17 protein-coding genes and 1 pseudogene are annotated in these 25781 nt (G+C 70.4%); 10 read left to right on the top strand and 8 right to left on the bottom strand.

The features are described 5' to 3' along the window. The first annotated feature begins 274 nt into the window (after positions 1 to 274). The 4 genes from ACFYXM_RS12605 to ACFYXM_RS12590 all read left to right on the top strand — a co-directional run bounded on the left by ACFYXM_RS12605 (position 275) and on the right by ACFYXM_RS12590 (position 3207). The gene (locus tag ACFYXM_RS12605) at positions 275 to 664 is read left to right on the top strand and encodes a hypothetical protein (RefSeq protein ID WP_389288995.1); all 390 of its coding nucleotides are present in this window, start codon (positions 275 to 277) and stop codon (positions 662 to 664) included. A gap of 57 nt (positions 665 to 721) precedes the next feature. Further along, on the top strand, positions 722 to 1210 hold the full coding sequence (locus ACFYXM_RS12600) for a hypothetical protein (protein WP_389288994.1): 489 nt from the start codon (positions 722 to 724) through the stop codon (positions 1208 to 1210). A 51-nt stretch (positions 1211 to 1261) separates the two neighbouring features. After that, the gene (locus ACFYXM_RS12595) at positions 1262 to 1660 is read left to right on the top strand and encodes an FGGY-family carbohydrate kinase (RefSeq protein WP_389289104.1); all 399 of its coding nucleotides are present in this window, start codon (positions 1262 to 1264) and stop codon (positions 1658 to 1660) included. Positions 1661 to 1992: 332 nt separating this feature from the next. Next, complete coding sequence (locus ACFYXM_RS12590) at positions 1993 to 3207, top strand: beta-ketoacyl-[acyl-carrier-protein] synthase family protein (RefSeq protein WP_389288993.1); 1215 nt, start codon at positions 1993 to 1995, stop codon at positions 3205 to 3207. Between the two features lie 1023 nt (positions 3208 to 4230). Here ACFYXM_RS12590 and ACFYXM_RS12585 read toward each other — a convergent pair. Then, positions 4231 to 4713, bottom strand: a complete 483-nt coding sequence (locus ACFYXM_RS12585) for a hypothetical protein (RefSeq protein ID WP_389288992.1) — start codon at positions 4711 to 4713, stop codon at positions 4231 to 4233. A 481-nt stretch (positions 4714 to 5194) separates the two neighbouring features. On the opposite strand from ACFYXM_RS12585, the gene ACFYXM_RS12580 reads away from it, so the two are divergent. The 4 genes and pseudogenes from ACFYXM_RS12580 to ACFYXM_RS12565 all read left to right on the top strand — a co-directional run bounded on the left by ACFYXM_RS12580 (position 5195) and on the right by ACFYXM_RS12565 (position 10251). After that, positions 5195 to 6064, top strand: coding sequence for an endonuclease/exonuclease/phosphatase family protein (locus tag ACFYXM_RS12580; protein ID WP_389289103.1), 870 nt, complete (start codon positions 5195 to 5197; stop codon positions 6062 to 6064). Between the two features lie 241 nt (positions 6065 to 6305). After that, a pseudogene (locus tag ACFYXM_RS12575) lies at positions 6306 to 7532 on the top strand (MFS transporter); the annotation flags it as partial. A gap of 373 nt (positions 7533 to 7905) precedes the next feature. Further along, a complete protein-coding gene (locus tag ACFYXM_RS12570) occupies positions 7906 to 8340 on the top strand; it encodes a carotenoid oxygenase family protein (protein WP_389288991.1) in 435 nt (144 codons plus the stop codon). Between the two features lie 264 nt (positions 8341 to 8604). Continuing rightward, on the top strand, positions 8605 to 10251 hold the full coding sequence (locus tag ACFYXM_RS12565; protein ID WP_389288990.1) for an alpha/beta hydrolase: 1647 nt from the start codon (positions 8605 to 8607) through the stop codon (positions 10249 to 10251). Positions 10252 to 10854: 603 nt separating this feature from the next. On the opposite strand, the gene ACFYXM_RS12560 is transcribed toward ACFYXM_RS12565, so the two are convergent. The 3 genes from ACFYXM_RS12560 to ACFYXM_RS12550 are packed head-to-tail and all read right to left on the bottom strand — an operon-like array spanning position 10855 to position 16540. Next, positions 10855 to 11304: a hypothetical protein gene (locus tag ACFYXM_RS12560; RefSeq protein ID WP_389288989.1), complete on the bottom strand. Its 450-nt coding sequence runs from the start codon at positions 11302 to 11304 to the stop codon at positions 10855 to 10857. 1 nt (position 11305) lies between these two features. Continuing rightward, positions 11306 to 12223: a hypothetical protein gene (locus ACFYXM_RS12555; protein WP_389288988.1), complete on the bottom strand. Its 918-nt coding sequence runs from the start codon at positions 12221 to 12223 to the stop codon at positions 11306 to 11308. Continuing rightward, a complete protein-coding gene (locus ACFYXM_RS12550) occupies positions 12224 to 16540 on the bottom strand; it encodes a hypothetical protein (RefSeq protein WP_389288987.1) in 4317 nt (1438 codons plus the stop codon). Between the two features lie 678 nt (positions 16541 to 17218). Here ACFYXM_RS12550 and ACFYXM_RS12545 point away from each other — a divergent pair. After that, positions 17219 to 18028, top strand: coding sequence for a class I SAM-dependent methyltransferase (locus ACFYXM_RS12545; RefSeq protein WP_389288986.1), 810 nt, complete (start codon positions 17219 to 17221; stop codon positions 18026 to 18028). A 593-nt stretch (positions 18029 to 18621) separates the two neighbouring features. Here the strand turns inward: ACFYXM_RS12545 and ACFYXM_RS12540 are convergent. The 4 genes from ACFYXM_RS12540 to ACFYXM_RS12525 are packed head-to-tail and all read right to left on the bottom strand — an operon-like array spanning position 18622 to position 24264. Then, positions 18622 to 19872 carry an NAD(P)/FAD-dependent oxidoreductase gene (locus ACFYXM_RS12540; RefSeq protein ID WP_389288985.1) on the bottom strand — a complete coding sequence of 417 codons (1251 nt, stop codon included), beginning with the start codon at positions 19870 to 19872 and terminating at the stop codon, positions 18622 to 18624. Next, positions 19869 to 21305, bottom strand: a complete 1437-nt coding sequence (locus ACFYXM_RS12535; protein WP_389288984.1) for an NAD(P)/FAD-dependent oxidoreductase — start codon at positions 21303 to 21305, stop codon at positions 19869 to 19871. The genes ACFYXM_RS12540 and ACFYXM_RS12535 overlap by 4 nt, the downstream gene beginning before the upstream one ends. Then, the gene (locus ACFYXM_RS12530) at positions 21302 to 22735 is read right to left on the bottom strand and encodes an FGGY family carbohydrate kinase (RefSeq protein ID WP_389288983.1); all 1434 of its coding nucleotides are present in this window, start codon (positions 22733 to 22735) and stop codon (positions 21302 to 21304) included. The genes ACFYXM_RS12535 and ACFYXM_RS12530 overlap by 4 nt, the downstream gene beginning before the upstream one ends. Further along, on the bottom strand, positions 22732 to 24264 hold the full coding sequence (locus ACFYXM_RS12525; RefSeq protein ID WP_389288982.1) for an APC family permease: 1533 nt from the start codon (positions 24262 to 24264) through the stop codon (positions 22732 to 22734). The genes ACFYXM_RS12530 and ACFYXM_RS12525 overlap by 4 nt, the downstream gene beginning before the upstream one ends. A 409-nt stretch (positions 24265 to 24673) precedes the next feature. Here ACFYXM_RS12525 and ACFYXM_RS12520 point away from each other — a divergent pair, with 409 nt between their 5' ends. Beyond that, complete coding sequence (locus ACFYXM_RS12520; protein ID WP_389288981.1) at positions 24674 to 25435, top strand: DeoR/GlpR family DNA-binding transcription regulator; 762 nt, start codon at positions 24674 to 24676, stop codon at positions 25433 to 25435. Positions 25436 to 25781 lie beyond the last annotated feature (346 nt).

The raw sequence follows: 25781 nt of genomic DNA, 5'->3' as shown, positions 1-25781 counted from the left end.
CTCCACCTTGAGAAGGACGCGGCCGCAGGCCGGGTTGTCCAGGTGGTGCTCGGCGCGGATCTCGGGCAGCCCGAGGTGGCCGAAGCCCAGGCACGACGGCTGACGCCCTCGTGACCGATGCGGAAGTCCTACCGGCCGTCATAGGGCACGTGGCCCTCCGTCGGCACAAGGGTGTGCTCTCCGGTCCGTCTCTCGTGACGCGCGTGGCTCCGGCGTCGATACTCCCGGCGGCGCCTGGGCTATGGTGTCGAGACCGAGGGACGGGGGAACGGCGATGCTTCGCGAGCGGCACGGCACCATGGGCGCCGCCCTCGCGCTGCTGACCCTGCTGGCCGCACTGTTCTGCGCCACGACCGTCTCCCCGCCCGCGTTCCGGGCGACACCCTCCTCGACGGCTGCCGACCTGCACGTGGCGCCACGTCACGAGACGCTGGACGACGCCAGTCACGACGCACCTGTCTCCGCAGGAAAGGCGTCGTGCCTGAAGAAGATTCAGCCGAAGCAGGAGCACCTGCGGTGCGGTGCACTGCTCGAGCGTGCTCTGCCGGCGCAGGCCGATGAAATGACACCTCCGGTGCGGGGCCCCGGGCACGCGGGTGTCCGGTACTCCGGGCCACGACCGTCTCCTCCCGACCTCACCGAACTCTCCGTACGGCGGGTATAGACCCGCGCGTTGTTTCCGCGCGTCCCTGTCACCCCGTTCAACCGGAAGAGTCGTCCGTTGTCTGTCTCCCGCTCCCCCCGTGCGGCGTGGGCCGCCCTGCGCTGCTGGCCCCGACGCCGATATGCCGCATTGGCTGCGGCCACACCAGTGGCGGTCCTGCTCCTGGGTGTACCCACCGCCCTCATCCCGACCCCGCTGTTCTCCCGCTCGGTGCCGCCGGTGTGGTGGAACTACCCGGTGCTCGTCCTCGCCGGCGTGCTGTCGGCCGTGGTGTTCGCCACCTATGTGCGAACCCGGCCCGTCTCGCGCCGTGACGACGCAACCGGGCGTTCGCTCGGGTCGGCCGGCGCGGTGCTGTCCTTCCTCGCCGTCGGCTGCCCTGTCTGCAACAAGGTGGTCCTGCTCCTGCTGGGGGCCTCGGGCGCACTGAGTTACTGGGCACCCCTGCAGCCCGCGATCGCGGTGCTCTCCCTCGTCCTGCTGGCCGAAGCCGCCCTACGGCGCCTGGCCGCCGAGACGGCCTGTCCCGTGCGGCCCACTGCCTGACCACCGCTTTCCCTCCTTCGCGCATCTCGCTTCGAAGGTACTGGGCGGAGACTGCCTGGCGGCCTTCCGGGGCGCATCGCGCAGTGGTACGACGAGCGCGGGCTGCCGGCGCCCGCGGACCGGCCGTCCCTGGTCCGTGCCGTCCTGGAGAGTCTCGCGCAGGCGTTCACCGACGCCGTCGAGCGCACCCAGGAGCTGTCCGGTGAGCGGATCGACCGGATCCACGTCGTCGGCGGTGGCTCGCTCGACGTGCTGCTGTGCCGACGTCTGGCCGACCGGTCGGGCCGCAAGGTGCTGGCCGGTCCCGTCGAGGCCACGGCGCTCGGCAACGTGCTGGTGCAGGCGCGGACGGCCGGTGCCCTCACCGGCACGCTCGAGGACCTCCGTGACCTGGTGGCCCGGACCCGCGCCCCATTCGTCTTCACGCCGCGCCCGCATCGGGCCGGCTGATCCGGGGCCCCTCCGCGCCGACGCCTCCGGCCCGACGCGCGGAGTTCCCGGGCCTCGCCCGGTGCGCTCCATGCCGGACGCGTCTACCGGCTCGCCCACACCCCGGCGCACCCCGCCACTGCCTGCATCAGCCCATGCCTCCGTACCGGTCGCGTACGCCCTGGTGCCGCCCGACGCGCATGCGGAATCTCGCCATCGATTGTCGTAATAGGACAATGTCCCGCTCTCAAATCGATCGACTCCAACCCTGATTTCTCTTCTCGACGCTGGCATGATCCACGTGAGGGCACGTCAGGAAGTATGTAGCATTCATACAATTCAAGGAGGCTCGTGTGACTCGTAACGGTCGTGTGCTGGTGACGGGCGTCGGTGCGATGACGCCACTGGGAGCCGATGCGCCGTCGTCGTGGTCGGGGCTGCTGGACGGTAAGTCGGGGGTGCGTTTCCTGGAGGAGGAGTGGGCCGTGGATCTGCCCGTGCACGTTGCGGCCGGGCTCACGGTGGACCCTGCCTCCCTGCTTCCGAGGGCCGAGGCCAGGAAGCTGGACCGCGGTGAGCAGGTCGCCATCCTCAGTGCGCGGGAAGCCTGGCAGGACGCCGGTGCTCCGCAGGTCGAGCCGGAACGATGCGCCGTCGTCATCGGCACTGGAACCGGTGGTGTCCTCACCACGCTGGGGCAGGACGACGTCTTCGAACGCGCCGGGATTCGCCGGCTGTCACCGTTCGCGGTCCCCATGCTGATGCCCAACGGGCCGGCTGCCTGGGTGAGCATGGACCTGGGCGCGAAGGGAGGCGCCAGGACTCCGGTGAGTGCCTGTGCGTCCGGGGCCGAGGCCCTAGCCCTGGGGCAGGATCTGATCCGCGGCGGGCGGGCGGACGTGGTCGTCGCAGGTGGGGTGGAGGCATGCCTGCACCCCTTCACCATCGCGGCATTCGCCCAGATGAAGGCCCTGTCGACGCGGTCCGTGGCCCCGGAGACCGTGTCCCGCCCGTTCGACGTCGAGCGGTCCGGGTTCGTGATGGGCGAGGGCGCGGGGATGATGGTGCTCGAACGCGCCGAATTCGCCCGGGCCCGTGGAGCACGTGCCTATGGCACGCTGGCCGGCAGTGCCGTGAGTTCGAGCGCGAACCACATCACGGCCTCCGACGCGGAAGGCCAGGCCTTCACCATGGAACTGGCCCTGCGCGACGCCGGTCTGACCCCGGCGGACATCGGGGTCGTGCACGCCCACGCCACCTCGACGGAGTCCGGTGACCTGGCGGAGGCCGAGGCGGTCGGCCGGGTGATCGGCGGCCACGCCGCGGTGACGGCGACGAAGTCGATGACAGGCCACATGATGGGCGCGTCCGGAGCGGTTGGCGCCATGGCCGCTCTGTTCGCGCTCAGGGACGGCACGGTGCCGGCCACGCGCAACCTCGACGAACTCGACCCGCGCGTGGAACTGGACGTGGTGCGCGGTGAGCGGCGCACCGGTCAGTGGTCTGCTGCGCTGGCCAACTCGTTCGGGTTCGGCGGACACAACGTCAGTCTCGTCTTCACCATGTGACGACGAGACCTCGACCGCCACGCCTGGCGGCATGGGACCCTCAGGCCCGGTTGCCGCTTCGAGGTCACAGCGTGTGCCGCAGCTGTGCCCATCGTGGTGACGCAAGTGACTGTGGTGATGCAAGTGACTGTGGTGATGCAAGTGACCGTGGTGGCGGCAACAGCCAGGTCATGGGCCAGGCGGGGATGTTCAGAATTCCGTCTCCGATCGCTCAGGAACAATGCACGCCTCGTGGCTGCGACGGATCCGCATCGCGTCGGCGACCCGCCGCATGCTGCGGCTCGGTGAAGAGCACGCCCCGGCCGTGCTGGTGGACGCGCTGCGTTTCGGGGGCCGGACCCGAGCGGGGCTGCGGCGGCCACGACCACGTCGAGCCGACGGTCGTTCAGCAGGGACAGGCTCGGGGTCACGGTCCCGTACATGGCGAGCCGCGTGACGTACCGCGGGTCCGGGGGCACATCGATGACTCCCTCGGTGCCCAGAACCAGGGCTTCCGTGATCTCGCGAACGTGGTCGAACCTGTCCGCCAGGCCGCCGAAGGAGCGCGTATGCGAAGCCGCCCGGCACGACAGCGCTCCTCGGACCACGGCGGACCGGCTCGACCTGCGCAGCCGAGCCAGATGTCGACGTCGGATATGATCCAGCCGCCTGCCTGCTTCTTCCAGGCGAGGGAAGCCGCATTCGTGTCAAAACCGCCGTCTCCGGTCTCGTGGCACTTTTCCAGGCCCGCCCACACGTTGTTGGCGTAGGCCACTTTCCCGAAGATCGGAATCTCCACGCCTTTCGGTACCGGCGACAGGGTTCGCTCGCTCGCGTACGTGAAGACCGCGCCCTCGCACGTCTCCGCCCTTCGGTCGTTGGCCCTGTTGGCAGAGGAGAGGAACTCGCTCTGTGCGGAGGGATGGATCAACGCGCACAGAGCCGGGCCGTTACCGGCGGCAAGGGCCCTGGCGAACGCCCGGCAGGAGTCCTCCGGAGTCGCGGGAAGGTGCTGCGGTGGCCGGCGCCGTCGCGGATGCTGCGCTACCCGCGTGTCGCGTGCATCTCCTGGAACAACTCGAACTCGCCGTCGAGGCCGGCGCTGAACCCCTGCCAGCGGAACGAGGTCGCCGTGACGTCGGTGAACGTCCACCGCGAGCGTCTGCCGTCGGAGTCGGTACCCTCCTGGATCATCCCACCAGCGCCGTCAGGCCGACCGATCTGGGAAAAGCACGACGGAAGCTTCGGCGAGATCCACGTGATCTGCCACAAACCGGTCATGATGTCGTACATGCGGATGGTGGTGCCGGGGTACCGATCGTGGAACTCCGGGCAGAAGAGCACGTCCTGCACCACCCGGCCGCCCAAGGCCCAGCCGAAGCGCCACTCACCCTCTGCGGTACGCCACTGCCGATCGGGGTACCGGTATCGGTTGCTGATGCTCCAGGTTCCGACCAGCCTGCCGTAGAGCATCATCGCCTCGGCATGGTCCGGATCCGGGCCGTCGGCCGAGAGCAGTTCCAGCATCGAGTCACGGGACGACGCAGGCATGAGGGTCTCGAACCTCCTGCTGATGGAACGCGGTTGACCACCAGAGGATAGCCCTCCCCGCTGACACAGCGGGCGTTGCCCGATGCGGCACCCGACGAGCATTGCCCGATGCGGCACTCGGCCGTGTCGTCGACACGCGAGGGCCGAACCCGCCGCGCCGTCCTCTGCGTCGTCCGTGGGCCCGCCGTCTCCGAACACACCCGTCCCCCGACCGCACCGGGGCCGGAGCGGCGGGAGCGGGGCTGTCGAAACTGATTTCCCTCATGCCTCGTCCTGAACAGCAAGGTCAAGCGGATGGGACGCCATGGTGGAGCAGCAGGCAGCAGTGGCCCGGTGGACGCGATGCCGATCCGGGCCGCGGGCCGCGGGTGGGAGTACGAAGCGGGATCCAGGGTGCCGGTCGGCCGGGAGACGGGGGCGGGTGCCCGCCGTGTTCGCGGTGCTGACGGCCGGGCTCATGGCCTTCCACCGGGCGGTGCCCAACTCCGTGGGCCACCTGGGCAGTCTGCTGGAAGCATTCCTTCCGTGGCTCGGCCTGGTGGTCGTGGTGCTGCTCGTCCTGGCCCTGCTGCGCCGTTCAGTGACCACGCTGGTGGCGCTGCTGCTGCCGACGGTTGCCTGGACGCACCTCTTCGGCGGGCTGCTGCTGCCCGCGGCGGCTCCCGGCCGGAACGACCTGGTCGTCGTGCAGCACAACGTCGGCGACGAGAACACCGACCCGGCGGGAACGGCCCGCGCCCTGGCCGGCGCCGGGCCCGACCTCATCGGGTTGGAGGAGCTGGTGCCCCCGGCACTGGCGGTGTACTCGCGAACCCTCGCCCCGAACTACCCGTACCACGCGGTCCGGGGCACCGTCGGACTCTGGTCGAAGCATCCGCTGACCGCTACCCGGCTGGTGGACATCAAACCCCAGAGGATCACAGAGACGTGGAGTCGCGGGCTGCGGACCGTGGTCCACACCCCGCACGGCGATATCGCGGTGTACGTCGCGCACCTGCCCTCCGTCCGCGTCCGCGCGAGCGGCCTTGCGTCCTCCCGGCGGGACGAGAGCGCCGCTCTGCTGGGCAGGGCCATCGCTGCCGAGAAGCTGAAGACGGTCCTCCTGCTCGGCGATCTCAACGGCACCGTCGAAGACCGTGGGCTGGCCCCGCTCACCTCACGGATGAACACAGCGGAGCGAGGTTTCGCCTTCAGCTTCCCCGCCGCCCTCCCGATGGCGCGTATCGACCAGGTCATGGCCCGCTCGGCGACGGTCCGCCAGATCCGCACCTTGTCGCCCACCGGCAGCGACCACCTGCCGGTCATCGCTCGGGTCACACCGGGCTGAAGGAATGATCCCGATGTTGCCCGCCGCCTGGCCGGCGCCACCGCCCGTCGCGGATGAGGGCAGGTGCGGTCGAACCAGTTGGAAGCGCGTGGACCGGACCGTCGGGCGATGCGCCGGGCGACGGTGCGCTCGCTCACCCCGAGCTCACGGGCGATCGACTCGTCGGTCAGCCCGGCGCTGAGGTAGCTCAGAAGCCGCCGCCCCTCGGGGGTCGCCTCGCCCTTGACGGCCTCACCGACCAGTGGGAGCGGTACGGCGATCTGCCAGTACGACTCGAAGACGCCGATCAGCCCGTCCAGGAGCCCCGACGGCCGCACGACGACACTGTGGTGTCCCGTACGGTTCGGGGCGGCGACGGACACCACGGCGAAACGGTCGTCACAGACCAGCACGTTCAGCGCGACATCGGGGAAGACCCGGGCCTGTTCTCCCCGGGCAACGCACTCGTGCGCCACTTCCAGCGCCTTGGGGTCCTGCAGGATGTTGGCTGGGCCTCTTCGCCACCGCCTCGACGGCGGCCGGTCTGGCGGGCACGCCGTGGCTGCTCATCGGCGCCCGCGCCGCCCAGGGAGTCGGAGCCGCCGCGGCTGCTCCCGCAGCGCTCGCGCTGGTCGTCCGGCTTTTCCCGCAGGGCGCCGGCCGGGCCCGCGCCCTGGGCGTGTGGGGTGCCGTCTCAGGGGCGGGCGGGGCGGCCGGGGTGCTGCTCGGCGGAGTGCTGACCGAGGCGTTCGGCTGGCCCTGGATCTTCCACGTCTGCGCGCTCGGCGCGGTCCTCGCCCTCGCCGCCGCCCTCCGCCTGCTCCCGGCCGGTACCGCCGGCACCGGTGTTCCGGGAGGCCCCCCGGGCCCGGGCGGACCAGGCAAGCCGCGTGGGGGTGCCGGGCGGCCCCGGGCCGACCTCCTCGGTGCGCTGTCCGTCACCATTGCGATCGTCGCCCTGGTCCACGGGCTGACGGCCGCCCGCGGCCCCGGCTGGGCCAACCCGTACGTCCTCGGGACGCTCGCCGCGGCCGGACTCCTGACGCTCCTCTTCCTGCGGGCCGAGCGCCGCCACCCGGACCCGCTGGTGCCCCGCGGACTGTTGCGGCAGGGGCTCGTCGCCCCGGCCAACCTCCTGATGGCCCTGCTCGGCGCCGTCTGGGCCGGACTGTTCTTCTTCCTGACGCTGCTCCAGCAACAGGTGCTCGGCGCGAGCCCCTTGACCGCCGGCCTGGCCCAGGTCCCGCTCGCCGCGGCCAACATGCTCGGCTCCACCCTGGCCCCGCGCCTGGCCGGCCGGCACGGACCGTACCGCACCCTGGCCGCCGGCCTCCTCGCCCTGGCCGCCGGACTGTTCTGGCTGGCCCGTCTCAGCACACCGGGCACCGGCCTGGCCGGGCTGGCCGGTCCGACCGTCCTTCTCGGCCTCGGGCTCGGCATCGCCTTCGTCCAGCTCACCGGCGCAGCGGTCAGCGGGGTCCGCCCGGCGGACGCCGGAGTGGCCGGCGGGCTGGTGAACACCACGCGTCAGCTCGGCGGGGCCGTGGGCCTGGCCCTGCTCGGCACCCTCGCGACCACCGTCACCGCGACAACCGCCGCCGACGGAGGCGGCTCGGCCGGAGGCCCGGCGCAGCTCGCCGACGGATACCGCGCGGCCTTCCACCTGGCGGCTCTGCTCGCCGGCACGGCCGCAGCCCTCACCCCGCTGCTGTCCCGCCGCGCCGCCGGGCGCTCCCCCACCACCGACGAGACCACCACCCAGCCACGTCGTCTTCCTGGAGGGATCGGTCGCCTTCGACCTGTCCGAGCACTCCGGCATCCCGTACGCCTGGAGCGACGCCCAGCCCACCCGTATCGGCGTGATGCCCCGGGCCGAGGGCGGGGCCGCGCGGATCCGGGTCACGGAGGAGCACACCGACGACCTGACGGTCGAATTCCCCACCATCAACGATGCGTTCACCGGGCGCGAGCACCGCTACCAGTACGCGCTGTCGTTCCCCGACGATCTCGGCACGCACGCGCTGGTCAAGTACGACCGCGCGACCGGCGCCCGGCAGATCAAGCCGTTCGGCACCGGGCGGCTCCCCAGCGAGGCGGTGTTCGTCCCGGCCGGTGCGGCCATGGAGGAGGACGGGGGGTACCTCCTGACCGTCGTCAGCGACCTCAACACGGACAGCTCCCGGCTGCTCGTGCTCGACGCCTCCGATCTGGACCTGCCCCCGGTGGCCATGGTCCACCTCCCGCGCCGCGTCCCGGCCGTGATCCACGGCTCCTGGATCCCGGACACCGTCCAGTAGCGGTTCCCTCGCCCGCGGCGGCGTCAGTGGTCGGCGCACCCGGCGATAGGCGGCCGTCGATGCGTTCCAGGTTCGTTTTCGACGGGCGGCACTGTTCGCCACGTCGCTGCAGGCGGCCCGGCCCCGTACAACTCAAGGACCAACCAAGGCTGTTGTGTCATTCCCAGGGTGGAGGGGAGGTGCAGCCCGGCGGGGGATCCGCATGCGTGACCGGTTCCTGAATGATCTTTCCTGTCCGAACATACGACCGGAAGGATCGATATCGTGCGCAGACGACGTCTCGCGCCCCTGTTGGCCGTGAGTATCACGGCCACGCTGGCTCCCGCGCTCGCCACCTCGACGGCCACCGCCGCCACGGCAGCCACCACGTCGACCGCCTCCTCGTCCGCCGCCACGGGCGCACTGGACCGGTATGTGAAGCAGAAGCCGCAGTGGAAGCGGTGCGATGCCGACACTCCGGCGGAGTTCGAGTGCGCCACGATCAAGGTCCCGCTGGACTACCGGGTTCCCGGCGGCAAGCGAATCGACTTAGCCATATCCCGGATCAAGAGCACCGCGCCGGACAAGCGGCACGGTGTCCTGTTCTCCAACCCCGGCGGCCCGGGGGGACAGGGGCTCTACATGCCGCTGGAGATGCAGGAGAGCCTCCCCGAGTCCGTACAGCAGAAGTACGACCTCATCGGCTTCGACCCGCGCGGTGTGGGACTGAGCAGCCCGGTCTCCTGCGATCTGGAGCCGGAGGAGGAGAGCTGGCTGCGGCCGTACAAGGAGGAGATGTTCGACAAGGACGTCACCTGGGCGCGCGAGGTCGCGAACAAGTGCAGGGAGAAGGCGGGCGACACGCTCCCGCACATCACCACGCGCAACACCGCGCGCGACATGGATCTGCTCCGGGCGATCCTCGGTGAGAAAAAGATCTCGTACGTGGGCTACTCGTACGGCACCTACCTCGGCGCTGTCTACACCCAGCTCTTCCCGGGCCGGGCCGACCGGTTCGTGCTGGACAGTGCGGTCGATCCGGCGCGCGCCTGGCGAGGGATGATCCAGTGGTGGGCGGAAGGCGCCGAGCCCGCGTTCGACCGGTGGACCGAGTGGGCCGCCGCGCGTTCGGAGAAGTACGGCCTCGGTGACACCCCGAAGGAGGTCGACCGGACCTTCTGGGACCTGGTCGCGCAGGCCGAAGAGGAGCCCATCGAGGTGGACGGGCAGCCGACCACCGGTGATGACATCCGAAGCGGTATGCGGGGGGCGGTCTTCAGCCCGGAGTACGCCACCGAGGCGTTCGTGGAGCTGAAGAAGGCCGCGGCCGGCCAGCCCGCCTCCGCGAAGAAGCTCGCGACGTTCACCGGATCCGGGCAGGCCGGAGCTGCGGGCGCCGCCGATGCCGCCGCCGAGGTGCCGTCCGACAACATAACGGCGAGCTTCTGGGCCGTGGTGTGCGGTGACAACTCGGCCGCGTGGTCCCGCGATCCTGAGAGCTACCGGCAGGACGCCATCGAGGACAAGGGCCGCTACCCGCTCTTCGGTGACTTCGCGTCCAGCATCAAGCCCTGTGCGTTCTGGGACAAGTCCGTGGAACCGGCGACCAGGGTGAACAACAAGGTCGGCTCGCTGGTCGTCCAGAACGAGTGGGACTCGCAGACCCCGCTGCCCAGCGGTCAGGCCCTGCACGCGGCCCTGAAGGGCTCGAAAATGGTCACCGTCCTCGGCGGCGAGGGCCATGGCGTCTACCCGAACGGCAACGCGTGCACGGACGGTACGGTCACCGGCTACTTGCTCGACGGCAAGCTCCCGGCGAAGGACGTGACCTGCGAGGCGACCGCCGACTCGAACGCGGAGGGTCGGAAGAACCAGAAGCGGGACGTGCTGCCCGGGTCTCCGCTCCCGGAACGTGCACCGGACCGTTTCTGAGCCCGGTCGCATGGCCCATTGCCACATGATCCATTGAAGACGGGGCGGGACCTCTCGGCGGGGTCCCGCCCCCATCGTGCGCCGTCGGCACGGCCGGACGCCGACGACGGTGCGGACGCGGCAGTCGCCCGCGCAGAAGTGGCCCGCCATGGGCAGCACCGCGGCCTTCCCCTCCCGGGCCTGCGCGGCAACCACGGAATCGGTCCGGCTCCGGGGTCACTGTGCTGTCCTGTGCTGCGTTGTGCTGCCCTGTGTTGTGCTGTGCTGTGCCGTCCTGTGTCACGCTGTGCTGCGTTGTGTTGTGCTGTGCTGTTCGAAACGGTGCCGCTGAACACGGCGACCGGCTCGCCCTACCTCTGCGCCGCCTCGGGGACGGACTCGCCCTGGCCACCGCCCTCCGAGACCACCGTCCCATGAGCTCCGGGAGGCAAGCCGTCAGCTAAGGGCTGTCCCGTAATCCGTGGCGGATCAGCGTGCGGCGTCGGATGTGGTGCATCGCAAGGCGGAGGGGCGTCCGCATACTGGCAGTATGCGGACGTTCCGACAACGCGGCGAGGTGCCGCAGCTGTCGTCGCGCGCCCGCCACGGATTACGGGACAGCCCTTACTCATCATCCGACCGCACGGCCCCGGCCTCCCGGAGCCGCCGGGAAATGGCCCCCCGTATCTCGTTCCCCAGCCGTTCCCGCTCCGCAGACTCCTCCGCCTCCCGGTCCCGCGCAATCAGCGGACCCAACTCCCGCCGCACCCGCGCGATCACGTCATCCACCCGCTTCCCGCTCTCCTCCCCCGGCTCCCGCACCCACGCGTCGATCACTTGCAGGGCGTTCCCGAGCAGTTCCCGGTCCCCGGCGGTGATCCCCCGCAGGATGTGCGAGACATCGACGTCCCCTCCCGCCGCACCGGGCGTGCCCGACCACTCACCGATGGCGGCAAGCGCCTCCTCCCGTACGCGCCGGGCATCACTCCCCTGCGCCGCGGATGCGACCATCAGCGCCCGCAACGACTTCAGAAAGCGATCCGCCGTCTCCGCGCCATCCGTGTCGGAACTCATCTCAGACACTCACTCCTTCGGGCGGCTCTTCGGTATCCAGTCGGGTCTTGACCTCGTCGACGATGGTCCAGCACTCCAACTCGTACGGCCAGAGCCGGGGCAGATGGGCGCGTGCCTCGTCCGGATCCATGAAGACGAAGGCCACGTTGTCGACCGGTTGGTCAGGACCGAGCGCCTGATCACGTCGCACCGCGCAGGCGTCGCGCATCTCGACCGGCGATACGGCCCGTCCGAGGACGACGACTTCCAGCACCCGGCGTTCCGCGTCGTAGAAGCCACGGATGTCCTTGTCGTAGACGTACGGCTCCTGCAAGTAACCCCCTTCGTCCGTGATGCCCATACGCAGGTGTGCCGGTTTCGCCTGCTGGAGTGCGGCCGACGCGTCGAGGTCCAGATCGTGGAACTGCACGAGGGTGGTGTCGTTCGGTCCGTGGTGCAGCCGCCAGCAGTCCTGGTCCAGCCAGCGGCGAGATACCAGCGAGCGGTGCCCGGAGCCCTGGAAGGCACAGGCCCAGCCGTGCCGGAGGTGATGTCCGCCGAAGCCGGGCGCCCGGTAGAACAGCGGGCCACGGGTGCGCCATTGCGCATGGAGTGTCTTGAACGACGCGACGCGGAAGGGCAGCTCGCTCAGCAGCCCGATCACCTCGGCCGGGCCGCCCTTGAAGTCGAAGGTGGCGTCGACGTATCCGTCGGCGCGCATGATGAGGTGGTGCTCGGCGTTCTCGTCGAAGTACGCAGCGACGGTGTCCCCCTTGCCCGCGAAGCGCTCGATCCAGTCCGGTGAGGGGCGTGCGCTCCGGGAGTCGATGTCGACCTCACGCGGCACCTGTGCGTCGCCCCACAGCCGGTGCTCCCACAGGGCGTGAGCCGCCGCGCTCGCGTCCGGGGTCTCCAGCGCCACCGTGATCCGTTCCAGCATCTACTGTCCGCCTCCCGTTGCCTCGGCCGTACTGCCGTCCAACCATGCCTTGAAGTCACGCCCCGCCGCAGTACTGAAGTCCAAGGAATTCCAGTCCTCCGGGGTGAGCAACCGGGGATCCCCGCGGGCATTGAACACTTGGAGTTCGAGATCCGCTTCTCCGTTGGCCTTGAGGAACTTGAAGAGCCAGGACGCGTTGCTGTTCACTCCCTGCGGATCCAGGAAAGCCACCCGTACGAGATTGATCGACCGTCTTTCTCCACCCACCGATATATCTTTCCCGGGTATCTTGATCAAGTCATTGAGCTGACTTTCTATTTCCTTGTCGTACTTGGAGATGTTCTTGATCTCCACGATGGTGTCGTCCTCGACGAGGTCGAGCCGTCGAGGTTTTTCCAGGGTGACACCGTCGACGGCGTCCTTGGCGATCACGACCTGGGAGTTTCCGTCGGGCGCGTGATTCTTCTCGTACCAGGCCTCACCCAGGGGTCCGCGGTCGGATCCGTGCAGCTCCTTGCTGATACGCAGAAGATCGGCGTGACTTTCGACCTTTTCGGCCAGCTGTTTCGCGAAGTCTATTTTCGCGACATGCCGCACGTCGTCGTAAAGGCGACCCGCCGGATCCGGCATCTTCGCGATGAAATCGGCCTCCGAGCCGATGACTCCATTCTCCTTGAGCACCTTGATGAACTTGCCCAACGGCTTGCTCTCATCATTGCCGCCCAGCTTGTCGAATGCCTCCTCCCGCGTGATGGACGGGTCGGCATCGAACCGCGGCTTGGGGTTGGCGGCGGTCTCCGGCTTCTGGTCGACGATGCTGCCGAGCGGATTCTCGTCGGTGGGCGGGATGAACCAGTGCTTCTTTGTCGAGGTATCGTTCTGGACGAGCTCCAGCGGTCTGTCCTTGGGCTGGCGCCAGACATGACCGTCCGGCAGGTCCGCTTCGGTGTAGCCGAGGTTCCTGGCTGCCTTCAGCCCCTCGCTGTCCGCGGCGACATAGCCTCGCCCGGGGTCCAGATTCCATTCCTTGAGGGTGTTGGCGTGGGTGTTGACCTGCTGGATGAGGAAGCTCAGTTCGGCTTCGAGTTCGGAGCGGGCGGCGGGGTCGGCATCGGCGTAGGCGCGGGCGCGGTCGGCGATGACGGCGGGGAGCTTGCGGAGTTCGAGGCGGGCCTCCCAGGCCATCGAGCCGACGGGCGGGGAGCCGTGGATGCCGACCCATTCGGTCACCTGGCGAAGGAGTTGGCGCACGCGTCCGGAGAGGCCGCCGTAGCGCATCATCGTGCGGGCGGTGGGGGCGTGGAGGCGGATGTCGGTGGGGGTGGCGGAGGGGCCGACGGCCATGCGGACGTTGGTGATCAGGCCGTTGTCGTCGATGTCGTAGTGGACGCGGACGGTGCGGCCGGGCAGTTCGGGGTCGATCCTGACATCGACCCGGTCGCCCAACGGGCCGAGCACTCTGCGGAGTTCCGCTTCGATGTCGGCCTCGTCGCGAGGGCGTACGGGACCGTCCGCACTGCCCTTGCCTCCGGTGGGGTCGAGGCTGGAGCCGTCCCAGGAGGTGGCACCGCCGGGGCCGCGGCCCGGCTGCGGGCTGCCGCCGGCGTCACCGCCGGGCCTGGGACCGGGACCGTCGACATCGGGCTTGGCCCCGGGAGTGCCGCCGGGTGCCGGGCCTGAGCCGTCCGGCCTGGGCCCGGTCGGGGCGTTGGGCACATCGACGCCGGGCGCCTTGGGGACGTTGACGTCGGGGGCGTCGGGCACGTCGGGGGTTTTGACATCCGTGGGGAGCTTGGGAACTTCGACGCCGAGCTTGCCCAGGCCGGCCGTCACGCTCGTGGAGACCCGTTCGGTCATGGCTCGCACGCGTGGATGAGCCATCACGCCGGTGACCGCCACCGACGTGGCCACGCCGATCAGCGCGTCCCGCAAGGTGTAGCTCTGGCCGGTGATGGCGGCGTCCGCGGCGCCGAGGCCGACCTCGACCCCCGCCTCGACCGTCATCTCGATACCGACGCGGACCCCCGTACTCAGCGCGGTCCTGGCGACGGCCGCCGACACGCCGCCGCCGATCGCCCCGCCGATCGCCCCGAAGAGGGCCGCCTTCCCGACCCCCTCCAGCGGCGGCAGGCCGTAACAGACGTTGCTCACCACTTGGCCCACGGCCCCCGCCACCGCCCCCACGATGGCTCCGCCGACGACCGTTCCGATCACCCCCGCGGCGGCGGCACTCGCCCCCATCGCCCCGGCCAGCGCCCCGATCGGCCCGATGATCAAGGGCCCGAGCACCAGCGTCAGGGCGATGACGACGACGATGACCAGGACGACGACGAGGACGGACACCCAGCGCGGCTTGACCTTGGCGGCTGCCTTGTCCGCCTCCTCGGTGATCTTCGGATGGATCTCGTCCTTCCCCGTCCCCGTGGCCGCTTTTTCCAGGCCTTCCGCGACGGCCTCGACCTGCCCGTCCGCCCCCTCCTTGAACTTGCCGGAGAGTTCGGTGTACGCCTTGTCGAGCCCCTGCAGTACCTGCTTGTTGGCGTCCTCGTGACCGCTCCGCATGGTCTTGGCGGTCTCGGCGAAGTACTGCTGGACCTGCCGCAGCCCACTCGCCGTCCGCGTGGCGGTGGTGGTCAGCGTCTGCCCGGTGGACGTCGCGGTCTGCTGCGCGGACCGCGCCGCGGCGGAGGAGGTCTGCGAAATCCCCGACGCCGTACGTTCCCCCAGCGCCGCCAGCGACTGCCCGGCCTGCGCGGCCCGCGCCCGCAGCCCTTCGGCCGTCCCCTCCAACCGCTCGTCGATCCGGTCGCCGGTGTCCCGTAACACCTCTTCCAGCTGGTCGGGATCGGGCGCCTCGTCCGTGCCGAGGATCCGTACGAACTCCCGCAGGCTCCGGTCCAGCCCTGCCCGCGCCGCAGCCAGGCTCTGGCCGATCGCGGCGTTGACACCGGCGGCCTGGCGTTCGGCGGCCTGCCGCTGCTGCGCCGCCTGCGCGCGGATCGCCGCCAGTTGCGACGTCTCCAACCGGGCCAGACCCGCCTCTGCGGAACTCACCGCCCGGCCGATCCCCTGCAGCGCACCCGCCTTGGCGTCGTCGGCACTCCCGGCCGACTGTCGGTGCGCATCGGCCAGGCCCTGCTGACTCTGCTTCAGCACCGAGTCCAGACTCTTGCGGACGTCGTCGGAGATCTCGCGGACCGTGTTCTCGGCGTCCGGCCGGCCTTTTCGTATGTCGCCGATGGGCTCATCCGCAGCCTTGGGCAGTTGCTCCTTGTACCCGTCGCCGACCGCCTTGGCGGCATCCGCCCTTGCCTTGCAGCGGTTGTCGGTCAGCGGACCGTCCCAGAAATTGTCATCGCGGTGGATCATCTTGGCGCGGTACTGCTCGGCCCGCTTCCTGGCCTCGCCGACCGCCAGGTCCCCCGCGTGCGTGGCGGCGTCCCGGATCCGTTGTTCCGTACGGGCGTAGAGGTCTCCGAGCGCCGACAGCTGATCGTTCTGCTTGCCGGTGACGGCCTGATCCGCCGTACGGGCTCCGCCGTCCATCGCGGTCCGCGCGCCCGAGACCGCTGTCCCCATCGCCGCGACCGCCGCCGCGTGACGGGCCTCCACCTGGCCACGGGCTGCCCGCGCCTGTGCCTGAACGCTCGCCCTGGCACGCCGCACGGCCACCCGCACCGCCTCCGCACCGGAGGTCTCGGCGGACCTGATCTCCGCCAGCGCCGTCGCCTTGGCACCATTGACCTGCCCGGTCAGCTGGGGCCCGAGCGCTGCCAGTCGGCCCGCTCTCGCCCGGCGACCGCTGACGAACGCGGCAACCTTCTCCTTCCCGGCTCTCCGGTCCCGCGCCAGCCCCTGCTTGTAGTCCTGCACCTCCGCCTCGTGCTCCTGCGGTGACTGCCCCCACAGCGGTGGCAGCAGCGGCTCCACGTCCAGCTCCACGAAGCCGACCCCGCCCCCGTCGCCGCCTCCGCCCTCCTGGCCTCCCCTGTCCGGCCTGCCGGGGTCCTGCCCCGACTGCCCTTCCCCCTGCTGTCCTCGGGATCTGCCATGCGCCGGTACGCCGTCCGGATCCGGCCCCTGCACCCCCCGCCGCGCCCGGCCCCCCTCCGTGGCCTTCGGGTCCGCCGCGCGTTGTTCCTTCAGCAGCGACGAGCCCGGCCGCTTTCCCTTACGGGCCGACTCCAGTTCGCCCTTGCGCGCGTCCGCGGTGGCCGAGGCGGCCGCGGCACCACCGTCCGGGAGCCGTGCGGGCAGGACGGGCTCCGCGGCCGGCCGATCCGGCCGCGCCGCCTTCTCGTCGCTCGGCGGCCTCATGACGGCACGAGGGGCGTCGGGGCGCGCTTCGGAGGCGTGGGCCGCGCCCTCCTCCGCGCCGAAATCGCCCATCCCCGGGGCAGCGCCGGGCGAGGTCCCGGGAACGGCTTCCTGCCGGTCCGGCGCAGACCCGCCGTACGTCTGCCCTTGAGCAGGGGGGCCAGCCGGCGCCCGATTCCCCGGGCCCCCGAGGCCCTGCGGGCCCGCCGGCCCCCGACCGACCGGTGACCGCGCCGGACGCTGCGCAGCCAGCAGCCGTGACACGGCAGCATTGCCCGCCCCGCGCTGCAACCGCTGAACGGATCGAGCGTCGAGGGTACGGCCGCCACGCCCCGCGGGCTGCGGAGTCCGCCGTTCCCCGCCCCGCTCCGCCTGTTGCTCCGGGGTCCTGGCCTCGTCGTTCTCGGGCGCGCTGTCACGAGCGTGCACGGCGGTGGCCCTTCACCGGTGGTTCGAACGTCGCGTCCGAGCCTCCATCGGGCAGCGCGCCCACGAGAGAGCCGTCGAGGCAGCATCACGGGCAGTCCTGGCTGCCCTTGCCGCCCGTGCGGGGCACGCTCGTGCAGGACGGTGAGTGCGTGCTTCTGATCCCCGGTCGCTGTTGATCATCTATGGGTTAGCGTCGGGGTCCGCCGGTTTGTTGTCGCGGCGGTGGCTGTTACGGGGAGGGGACGAGCAGTGCAGACGGCGTTTGATGAGTCCGAGCGGCGGGCGTGGGCGGGGCAGGCTGACGCCTATGCTGCGAGTTTTGCCAAACTCTGCGCCTATCCGGTGCCTGGGCTCCTCGACACTGCCGGGGTCAGGGAGGGTGTACGGGTCCTCGATGTGGGGACGGGCACGGGCACCGCCGCCGCAGTTGCATGTGAGCGGGGCGCGAAGGTGACGGCGGTGGATGCCGAACCCGGCATGGTCGCCCGGGCCGCGCTGGCGGCTCCGGAAGCTGACGTGCGGCTTGCTGCTCTGCCCTGCTTGCCGTTCGCCGACGACGAGTTCGATGCCGTGGTCGGAAACTTCGTTCTCAACCATGTCGGACGGCCTCGGGAAGCCTTGAGGGAGTTGCGACGGGTGATGCGTCCTGGCGGGCGGATAGCCGTCACCATCTGGGCGGTTCCCACGGCCGCCGGGCAGGCCCTGCTGGGTAGGGCGGTCCAGGCGGCAGGCATCACCCGTCCAGCTCACCTGCCGGCTCTTGCTCCCGAGGACGACTTCCCCCGTACTGAGCAGGGCTTCGCCGCGTTGCTCGGTGAGGCGGGTCTGACGGAGGTCCTCTGCGACACCTTGACCTGGGACCACCGGACGACACTGGAGGAGTGGTGGCACGGACCGGCCGCCGGAGTGGCGACGATCGGCCAGATTGTGACGAGTCAGGACCCGGTGGTCATCGCCGAGGTCAAAAGCCACTTTGAGTCGTTGTCCGCGGAGTTCGCCGGTCCGGGCGGTGTACTGGCGTTGCCTCACACAGCCCTGATGGCGCATGGCCAGGCTTGACGTTGCCTGCCCGAGTGGATGGGCTGAGGCTTCTTTCGTCCGGCTGACCTTCGCCGGTCAGCCGTGGTCACCTTGGCCGTCAGACCGTTTCCGTCGCGCCGATGGCGCGGATCCCCGCTTCCGGAAGCAGGTGGCTGACCGCATCGGCCGCCACGGTCGTCACCGGGGCCCGGCAGCCCGGTGACGACCCCACCGAGCGGCGGTTCCCACCGTTGGCGTCATGCATCCATTCCGTCGTGAGCAACGGCCGTGGAGGCGGGGGCGGTTGCGTGCGGCACCACGATGGCACGGGGGACTCCGGCTCGGCCACGCTTGGGCGTTCCGCCCGGGAGGTGGCGGAGAACAGGCGCCATACGAGCATGGTGACCACTCCAACGACCGCGATGCCGATATCGATGAGGAGCGGCGGGCCCAGCGAGAACCAGGTGTTCCCGCTGTACGAGTGCTCGGGGTCGGACAGGGGGCATGACGTCGCGTCGGGAGGCACACCCCCCGCAGGGCGCGGGAAAAGGTCTCACGCTCCTGAGGCGGAGCGAGTCCGCGACGGTGGCCGGCGGATGCGGGGCACCATCGCGGACTCGTGGCGCGACAGGCTACATGGTGATGTGGACGGGGCCTCCGGTGCGGGAGATCCCGTCGAGGACCGAGGACGGGATACGGAAGACCCGGCCGGGGGCCGCAGGCCAGGCGAGGGTGCGGCGGGTGACGACGCGGCCGTCCTGACGGACCGTCACCTTCGGGAAGCGGACGAACTCGTCCGTCCAGAGCAGGAGCCGGTCCCGGGCCGGAGCCGGGTCGCCGGGGCGGAGGATCTGCGGTGCGATCCAGCGGAACGGGGCGTCGGCGATCAGGCGGACCCCCTCGGTCGGCTCGCGCCTTCCGTCCAGGTGGTTGATGACCTGCTGGGCGACGTGCTTGCCGTCGAGGGCGGCCACGTCGGCGGTGTCGACGGGGTGGAGCATGTTGCCGGCGGCGAAGACTCCGGGCCGGCTGGTGCGCAGCGCGGTGTCCGTGAGGGGGCCGAGGGTGCTTTCGTCGAGGGTGATGCCCGCGGAACGCACGAGTTCGTGGTCGGGGATCCAGTCGCCGGTGAAGACGACGGTGTCGCATTCGACGGTTCGGCGCCTGCCCGTGTCGAGGTGCTCGATCTCGACAGCCTCGCAGCGGCCCTTGCCCAGGACCTGGGTGACACGGCAGCGGGTGGCGACCGGAACGCGGAGAACGGTGCGGCCCGCGGCGTTGAAGGCGCTGTAGGACTCCGCCTTCGGGTACTTGCTGATCATGAGCGCGGGGGTGCAGCCGGCTTCGCGGAGGGTCATGGCCGCGGACCAGCTGACCAGTTCGCCACCGACGATGACGGCCCGCTTGCCGACGGGCTGGTGGTGGAGGTGGACGAGGTTTTGGAGTTGCCCGGTGGTGTAGACCCCGTGGGGGCGGTCTCCGGGGATGCGGCGTGCGGTGCGGGGCCGTTCGCGGCCGCCGGTCGCCAGGACGATGGCCCGGGCACGGATCTGGTAGCGGCCCTCGGGGCTGGTGACGTCGACGGTGCGCTGGTCGGACCAGCCGGTGACCATGGTGCTGGTGCGGATCTCCGCCCCGGACCGTGCGGCCCGGTCGGTCAGGTGACGGGCGTAGGCGGGGCCGGTCATCACGCGGCGCAGGTCTCGCAGGCCGTATCCGGTGTGGTCGCTGTGCCGGGGAATGCCGCCGGCCTGCTTCTCCCGGTCGACGACCAGGACCTGCCCGGCACCGCGGTCGACGAGTTCGGCGGCTGCGGTGAGCCCTGCGGGACCGCCTCCGATGATGAGGACATCGGGCTCGATGAGGGGCAGCTGGTGGGTCATCGGTTGTCCTTGTGCTGGTTGCAGCAGCCGTCGTTGGTCTGGTGCCGGGTACGCAGGGCGGCGACGGCAGCGCCGCAGAAGAAGCCCTGGCAGCGGCCGTTCATGGCCCGGGTGCGTCGGCGCAGCCCTTCCAGACTGCGCGCGGGCACCGGGGCGTGGCAGGCGTCTCGGATCTCGCCCTCGGTGACGCGTTCGCAGAAGCAGACGATGGTGCCGTAGGCGGCGTCCTCGGCGATGAGGTCGGCGTCCTGATAGGGGCGTGTGGTGGCTTCGCCGATGTTCGGCATCCGGGGCGGGGCAGGCAGGTCGCTGCGGCCACGGAGTCCGAGACCGGCTTCCGCCAGGAGCCCGGTGACGTGCTCGGCGATGGCGATGCCGGCCGTCAGGCCGGTGGAGCGGATGCCACCCACGAGGAGGTACCGCTGTTCGGGGGTGGCTTCGATGAGGTAGTCGTTGCGGTCGATCGCGGCGCGCAGTCCGGCGTAGCTGGCGGTGACCTCCTCGGTGAGCAGGCTCGGCATGAGCCGCGCGCCCTTGCTGAGGAGGAAGTCGTAGCCGTCCTCGGACGTGGCGGTGTCGGTGCGGTCGGTGAGGTCCTCGGCGGTGGGGCCGAGCATGACGTTGCCGTAGATCGTCGGGGAGATGAGCACGCCCTTGCCGCGGGAGGAGGGCACCGGCAGGACGATCTTGCCGGCCTTGGGCCGTGCCAGCTTGTCGAACACGAACAGCTCGCCGCGGCGGGGGGTGACGGTGAAGCGGTCGTGGCCGAAGAACCGGTCGATCGTGTCGGCGCCGAGGCCTGCCGCGTTGACGACCCAGCGCGCCCGCACGTCGCCCTGGGCGGTGTGCAGCGTCGTCGTGTCGTCGCCCACATCGATGCCGGTCACGGCGTGTTCGAGCAGGATCGTCGTCCCGCGTTGCCTGGCGTCCGTGGCCAGGGCGAGGTTGGTGGTCCAGGTGCAGATGATGGACTCGTCGGGAACGGTCAGGCCGCCGAGCACCCCCTCGCCGAGGTCGGGCAGGACCCGGTACACCTCGTCCGCGTCGACGATGCGGCAGTGCTCGTATCCGTTGGCCTCGGCCTTCTCCTTCAGGGCGGGCAGGGCGTCGAGCTCTTCCTGGTTCCAGGCCACCAGCACGGCGCCGGTGTGCTCGACGGGGATGCCGGTGGCCTTGGCGTAGTCGCTCAGCAGGTGGTAGCCGCGAGCCACGAGCCGGGACTCCAGCGTGCCCGGTTTCGCGTCGAAGCCCGTGTGCAGGATGGCGGTGTTGGCCTTGCTGGTTCCGTCTCCGACGTCGTCGCGGGCTTCGAGCAGCGCCACGGAGACGTCGTGGCCCGACAGTTCGCGCGCGATGGCCGAGCCGACGATGCCTCCTCCGATCACCACGATGTCGAAGACTTCGGGGTGAGAACGGTGGGGGGTGGGGGTCATGAGTGGTCTCCCTTGGTGGCGCAGGCAGCGGCGGCCTGTGCCCATGTGGTGCGGAACTCCTGGGCCCGGTCCTCGGACCAGCGGGGTTCGTAGACGGCCGTCGGCTGCCAGTCGCCGACGGCCTCTTCGAGGCTGATGGCGGGGTCGAGCGCGCAGCGGGCGAGCGCGGCGGCGCCGAGGGGGGTGGCGTGCGCGTTGGGGTAGATGTCGACGGGGAGCTGGGCGATGTCGGCCTGGGCCTGCATGAGGGCGGCGGAGTTGGTCAGTCCGCCGTCGGCGCGCAGCCGGTCCAGGGGTCGGCCGAGGTCGCGGCCGACGAGGGCCGTCAGCTCGGTGACCTGGGCGGCTATGCCCTGGAGTACGGCCAGGATGAGGTGTTCACGGCGGGTGGCCAGGGTCAGGCCGGTGAGGGAGGCCGTGGCCTCGGAAGCCCACCACGGAGCGGCGAGTCCGGCGAACGCCGGGACGCATACGACGCCCTCGCTGTCCTCCGCGACCAGCGCGTCGAGGTCGGTGGCGGACTGGAGAAGGCCGAGGTCCTGCAGCCAGCGCACGGCCGAGGCCACGGTGTAGACCTGACCGTCCAGGCAGTACCGGGTCTGCCCCGCGGCCTGCCAGGCCACCGACGTCGTCAGGCCCGCGCTGGAGCGCACGGGGACCGGTCCCGTGTTCGCCAGCAGGAACGCGCCCGTGCCGTAGGTGCACTTGGCCGTGCCCTGCTCCAGGCATGCCTCGGCGACCAGAGCGGCCTGCTGGTCGACGATCAGGCCGGCGACCGGCGTCTCCTGTCCGAACGCGCGCGTGGTGCCGACCACCTCGTCGCTGCCGACGATGCGCGGCAGCCGCTCGTCGCCGAGGGAGAACAGATCGGCGAGATGCCCGTCCCACGCCGCGCCGTCCAGGTCGAAGATCAGCGAACGGCTGGCGGTGGAGGCGTCGGTGACGAACTCGCCCGTCAGGTGGTGCACGAGCCAGGTGTCGGTGGTGGTCACCACCCCGTCACGGGTGAGGTTGCGGCGCAGCCACGCCATCTTGGGCGCGGAGAAGTAGGGGTCGAGAACGAGACCGGTACGCCGCGCGATGTCCTCGCGGTGCTCGGCCAGCTCGGCGCAGATGCTCTCCGCACGGCTGTCCTGCCAGACGATCGCCGGGGACAGCGGCGTTCCCGTGGCCTCGTCCCAGGCCAGGACGGTCTCTCCCTGGTTGGCCAGGGCCACGCCGTCGATGGGCCGGCCGGCCATGCTCATGGCCCGGCGGCCGGCGGTGAGGACGGAGTCGAGCAGTTCGTGCGGGTTCTGTTCGACGCCTCCTCCGGGCAGGTAGGCGGGGCGGATGGTCTCCTCGGCTATGGCGACCGTTCCGTCCTCGGCGTCGACGACGATGGCTTTGGTGCCCGAGGTGCCCTGGTCGATGGCGAGGATCGTGGTCATCGCAGGGCCCCTTCCGTGTCGGCCGCGGCGGGTGCGCCGGCGCTGTCCAGGGCACGGTCGACGTCGGCCATGTCCGGCATGGTCAGGGCGGCGCGTCCGCGCCGGACGAGGAGCGCCGCCAGGTAGACGGCGCCGATCCCGCACAGCACCAGGACGTAGGCCCAGGGACCGCGGAAGGAAGCGTCCCGGAAGATGAGCAGCTCGTACACCAGCCAGACCGCGGCCAGAATCAGGACCGGGACCTCCCAGCGCCCCAGGGAGAAGCCGCGCGACGGCGGCAGGGAGGAGCGCTTGGCCGCGTACATCGCGACCGTGCCGGCGTAGATGACGGCGGGCAGCAGGGTGGCGGCGGAGAACAGCTGGAACAGGGCGTCGGTGGAACGGGAGAAGACCGCGAGGACGATCTGCGCGATGAGCATCATGAACACGGTGGCGTTCAGCGGTGTCGCCGTCCGGGGGTGGATGCGCTTGAGCAGGCGCCATCCGGGGAAGCGCTCGTCCCTGGACATCGCGTAGACGAGGCGGGTTCCGCTGAGGGTGATCACCAGTCCGCAGGAGAAGATCGAGACCACGACGAGGACCAGGAGAGCCTTGCCCACCACGGACCCGAGCACGGCGGTGATCACGGTGGCCACCGGGGTGGCCGACTCGGCGGCGCCGTCGACCTGGCCGACGGCGGCGGTCACGGCGACCAGGAAGAGGAAGCCGAGGACACCCAGGGACAGGACGGCCTGGACCATCGCCTTGGGGATGACGCGGGCGGGGTTCTTGGTCTCCTCCGCCAGGTTCGCCGCGGACTCGAATCCGACGATGGTGAACGCGCCGAGGAGGAACGCCATGGCGAAGGGGCCGGCGTCGGTGGCGCCGCCCAGAGCGTAGTAGCCGCTCTCCGGGATCGTCCCGGTGTCGAACAGGTTGGCGAAGTCGAGCTTGCCGGTGAAGTAGCCCACTGCGAACAGCAGCACCGTCAGCGTGATCATGCCGATGAGCTGCGCTGTCACCGCCGCGCTGTTGACCTTGTGCGTGACGCGCGTGGACGCGGCGACCAGCAGGGCCTGCAGCAGCACCACGCCGGCCGTGATGACCCAGGCGTTCTGTGTCGTGCCGACGTACTGGAACAGCTCGGGGAGAATCGTGGAGGCGATCGTGTAGTCCACGGCGACCACGACGACCCCGAGGAAGGCGAACGAGATCCAGCCCATGATCCAGCCCCACACGGGCCCGACGATCCGCGACACCCACTGGTAGGAGTAGCCGCTGATCGGGATGCGCGCCGCCAGCGCTCCGAAGACGAGGGCGATGCAGAGCTGGCCCACCACGGAGATCGGCCAGGCCCAGATGCCGCGCGGGCCCGAGGTGGCGAGCACCGAGCCGTAGGCCGTGAAGATCCCTGTCGCGATCGACACGAACCCGAACGCCACGGAGAACGAGGCGTACCAGCCCAGCTCCCGCGCCATCACCGGGGTCGGCTCGCCCTGCTGCACCTCAGCCGTTCTTGGCGCCTGAGCACCTGCTTCTGATTTGGCCATGACCTCGTTCCCTGCTTCAGAGTGCCCCGCCGTCGCCGCGGAAGCCAGTGGGTGGTGGAAGAACCGGATGCGGTCGGCATCAAGGCGCGCGCCCCACAGGGATGCGCTGGAGCTCTTCCACGGGGACGGCTGCGAGGGCGCGCGGTCCGCGCCACCTCGATGCCTGTCAGCAGTCCCTTGTGACCGTTTGTGTGGACTATTGACTGCTGAGAGTGTGGACCCTTGCCCGTTTGCCGTCAAGGGTCCACGCTCCCGACCTGGGGAGCCGCCGCTGATCGTTTAGCAGAAACCGCCTTGAGCTGCAGAGAAAACCGAATTTTGAGGCCGTCGGCGATGCGTTCCGGACATCACATGAGCCCTAGAATGCAGTCAGGGTTCCACAGAAACAGTCAATCAGAGAGGGCCGGACGTGCTGGCAGCCGAGCGTCACCGCAGGATCGTCGCCGAGGTAGCTCGACTCAAGTTCATCACGACGGACGACCTGACCAGCCTGCTGAGCGTCTCCCACGAGACGATCCGCAGGGACCTCGCCCTCCTCGAGCGCCGCGGCGAGCTGGCGCGCGTCCACGGAGGAGCCACCGCCGTCCAGTCCCCCGTCGGGGAGGAGGCATCCTTCAATGAGCGCAGGGGCGCCTTCCTCACCGAGAAGCAGGCCATCGGCCGAGCCGCGGCGGCCCTGATCGAACCCAACCAGACGGTGGTCATCGACGTCGGCACCACGGCCCTGGAGGTGGCCCGCGCCCTGCCCGCCGACCACGTCGGCGTCATCGCCACCCCGTCCCTGCTCGTGGCCGCCGAAGTCAGCTCCCGCCCGCGCGTCGAGGTCCTGGTCAGCGGCGGTCGGCTCCGCGGCGGCGATCTGGCCTGCTCCAACGCCCAGACCGTCGAGTTCTTCGACAACCTGCGCGCGGACGCGGTCTTCCTGGGCTCCGGGGGCATCGCCTCCTACGGCCTGACCGACTTCCACCTCGACGAAGTCGCAACGAAGCGCACCATGCTCGCCAACGCGTCCCACCGCTACGTACTCGCCGATTCGAGCAAGTTCGGACGCACGGCCGCCCACCGCGTCTGCGATCTCGACGGCTTCGACACCCTCATCACCGACAGCCCTTGCCCGGACGACCTGAGCGACGCCCTCGACGCGGCGGGCGACAACATCGTCGTCGCCTGAAGAACAGTCGTGGCCCGAAGAACCGTCGCGACCCGAGGACAGGGCGGCCGACCGCTTCATTCGGCGTCGGCGGATCCCCCACCTCCGGCATGGCGGGGCCCCTCCCGAGGAGCAGCGTGAGGAATCCAGCCGTTCCGCCGCGGTCGTGGTCGTGCGGTCGATCCATCGACGCCTCCGCTGGGCCTCTTCTTGACTCCCTCCTGGCACCGCGTTCACCATCACCGACAGAAACAGTCAACTTTCCACACGTTCGGGCAATCGGAGCGGCGGCGCGTCATGACAAGATCGAGACGCTGCGACCGGCCTTCCATGACCGGACGAACCACCGCAGCCGCCCCGTACGGGA

The organism is Streptomyces sp. NPDC002476 (assembly GCF_042889785.1).
Lineage (GTDB): Bacteria > Actinomycetota > Actinomycetes > Streptomycetales > Streptomycetaceae > Streptomyces.
This window is presented reverse-complemented; position numbering and strand designations above follow the sequence as displayed.

Excerpts from the sequence above, each read along its gene's own strand:
- ACFYXM_RS12605 (WP_389288995.1), top strand. The coding sequence starts at position 275 with ATGCTTCGCGAGCGGCACGGCACCATGGGCGCCGCCCTCGCGCTGCTG.
- ACFYXM_RS12585 (WP_389288992.1), bottom strand. The coding sequence starts at position 4,713 with ATGCTGGAACTGCTCTCGGCCGACGGCCCGGATCCGGACCATGCCGAG.
- ACFYXM_RS12580 (WP_389289103.1), top strand. The coding sequence starts at position 5,195 with ATGGCCTTCCACCGGGCGGTGCCCAACTCCGTGGGCCACCTGGGCAGT.
- ACFYXM_RS12570 (WP_389288991.1), top strand. The coding sequence starts at position 7,906 with ATGCCCCGGGCCGAGGGCGGGGCCGCGCGGATCCGGGTCACGGAGGAG.
- ACFYXM_RS12560 (WP_389288989.1), bottom strand. The coding sequence starts at position 11,304 with ATGAGTTCCGACACGGATGGCGCGGAGACGGCGGATCGCTTTCTGAAG.
- ACFYXM_RS12555 (WP_389288988.1), bottom strand. The coding sequence starts at position 12,223 with ATGCTGGAACGGATCACGGTGGCGCTGGAGACCCCGGACGCGAGCGCG.
- ACFYXM_RS12550 (WP_389288987.1), bottom strand. The coding sequence starts at position 16,540 with ATGAGGCCGCCGAGCGACGAGAAGGCGGCGCGGCCGGATCGGCCGGCC.
- ACFYXM_RS12540 (WP_389288985.1), bottom strand. The coding sequence starts at position 19,872 with ATGACCCACCAGCTGCCCCTCATCGAGCCCGATGTCCTCATCATCGGA.
- ACFYXM_RS12535 (WP_389288984.1), bottom strand. The coding sequence starts at position 21,305 with ATGACCCCCACCCCCCACCGTTCTCACCCCGAAGTCTTCGACATCGTG.
- ACFYXM_RS12530 (WP_389288983.1), bottom strand. The coding sequence starts at position 22,735 with ATGACCACGATCCTCGCCATCGACCAGGGCACCTCGGGCACCAAAGCC.
- ACFYXM_RS12525 (WP_389288982.1), bottom strand. The coding sequence starts at position 24,264 with ATGGCCAAATCAGAAGCAGGTGCTCAGGCGCCAAGAACGGCTGAGGTG.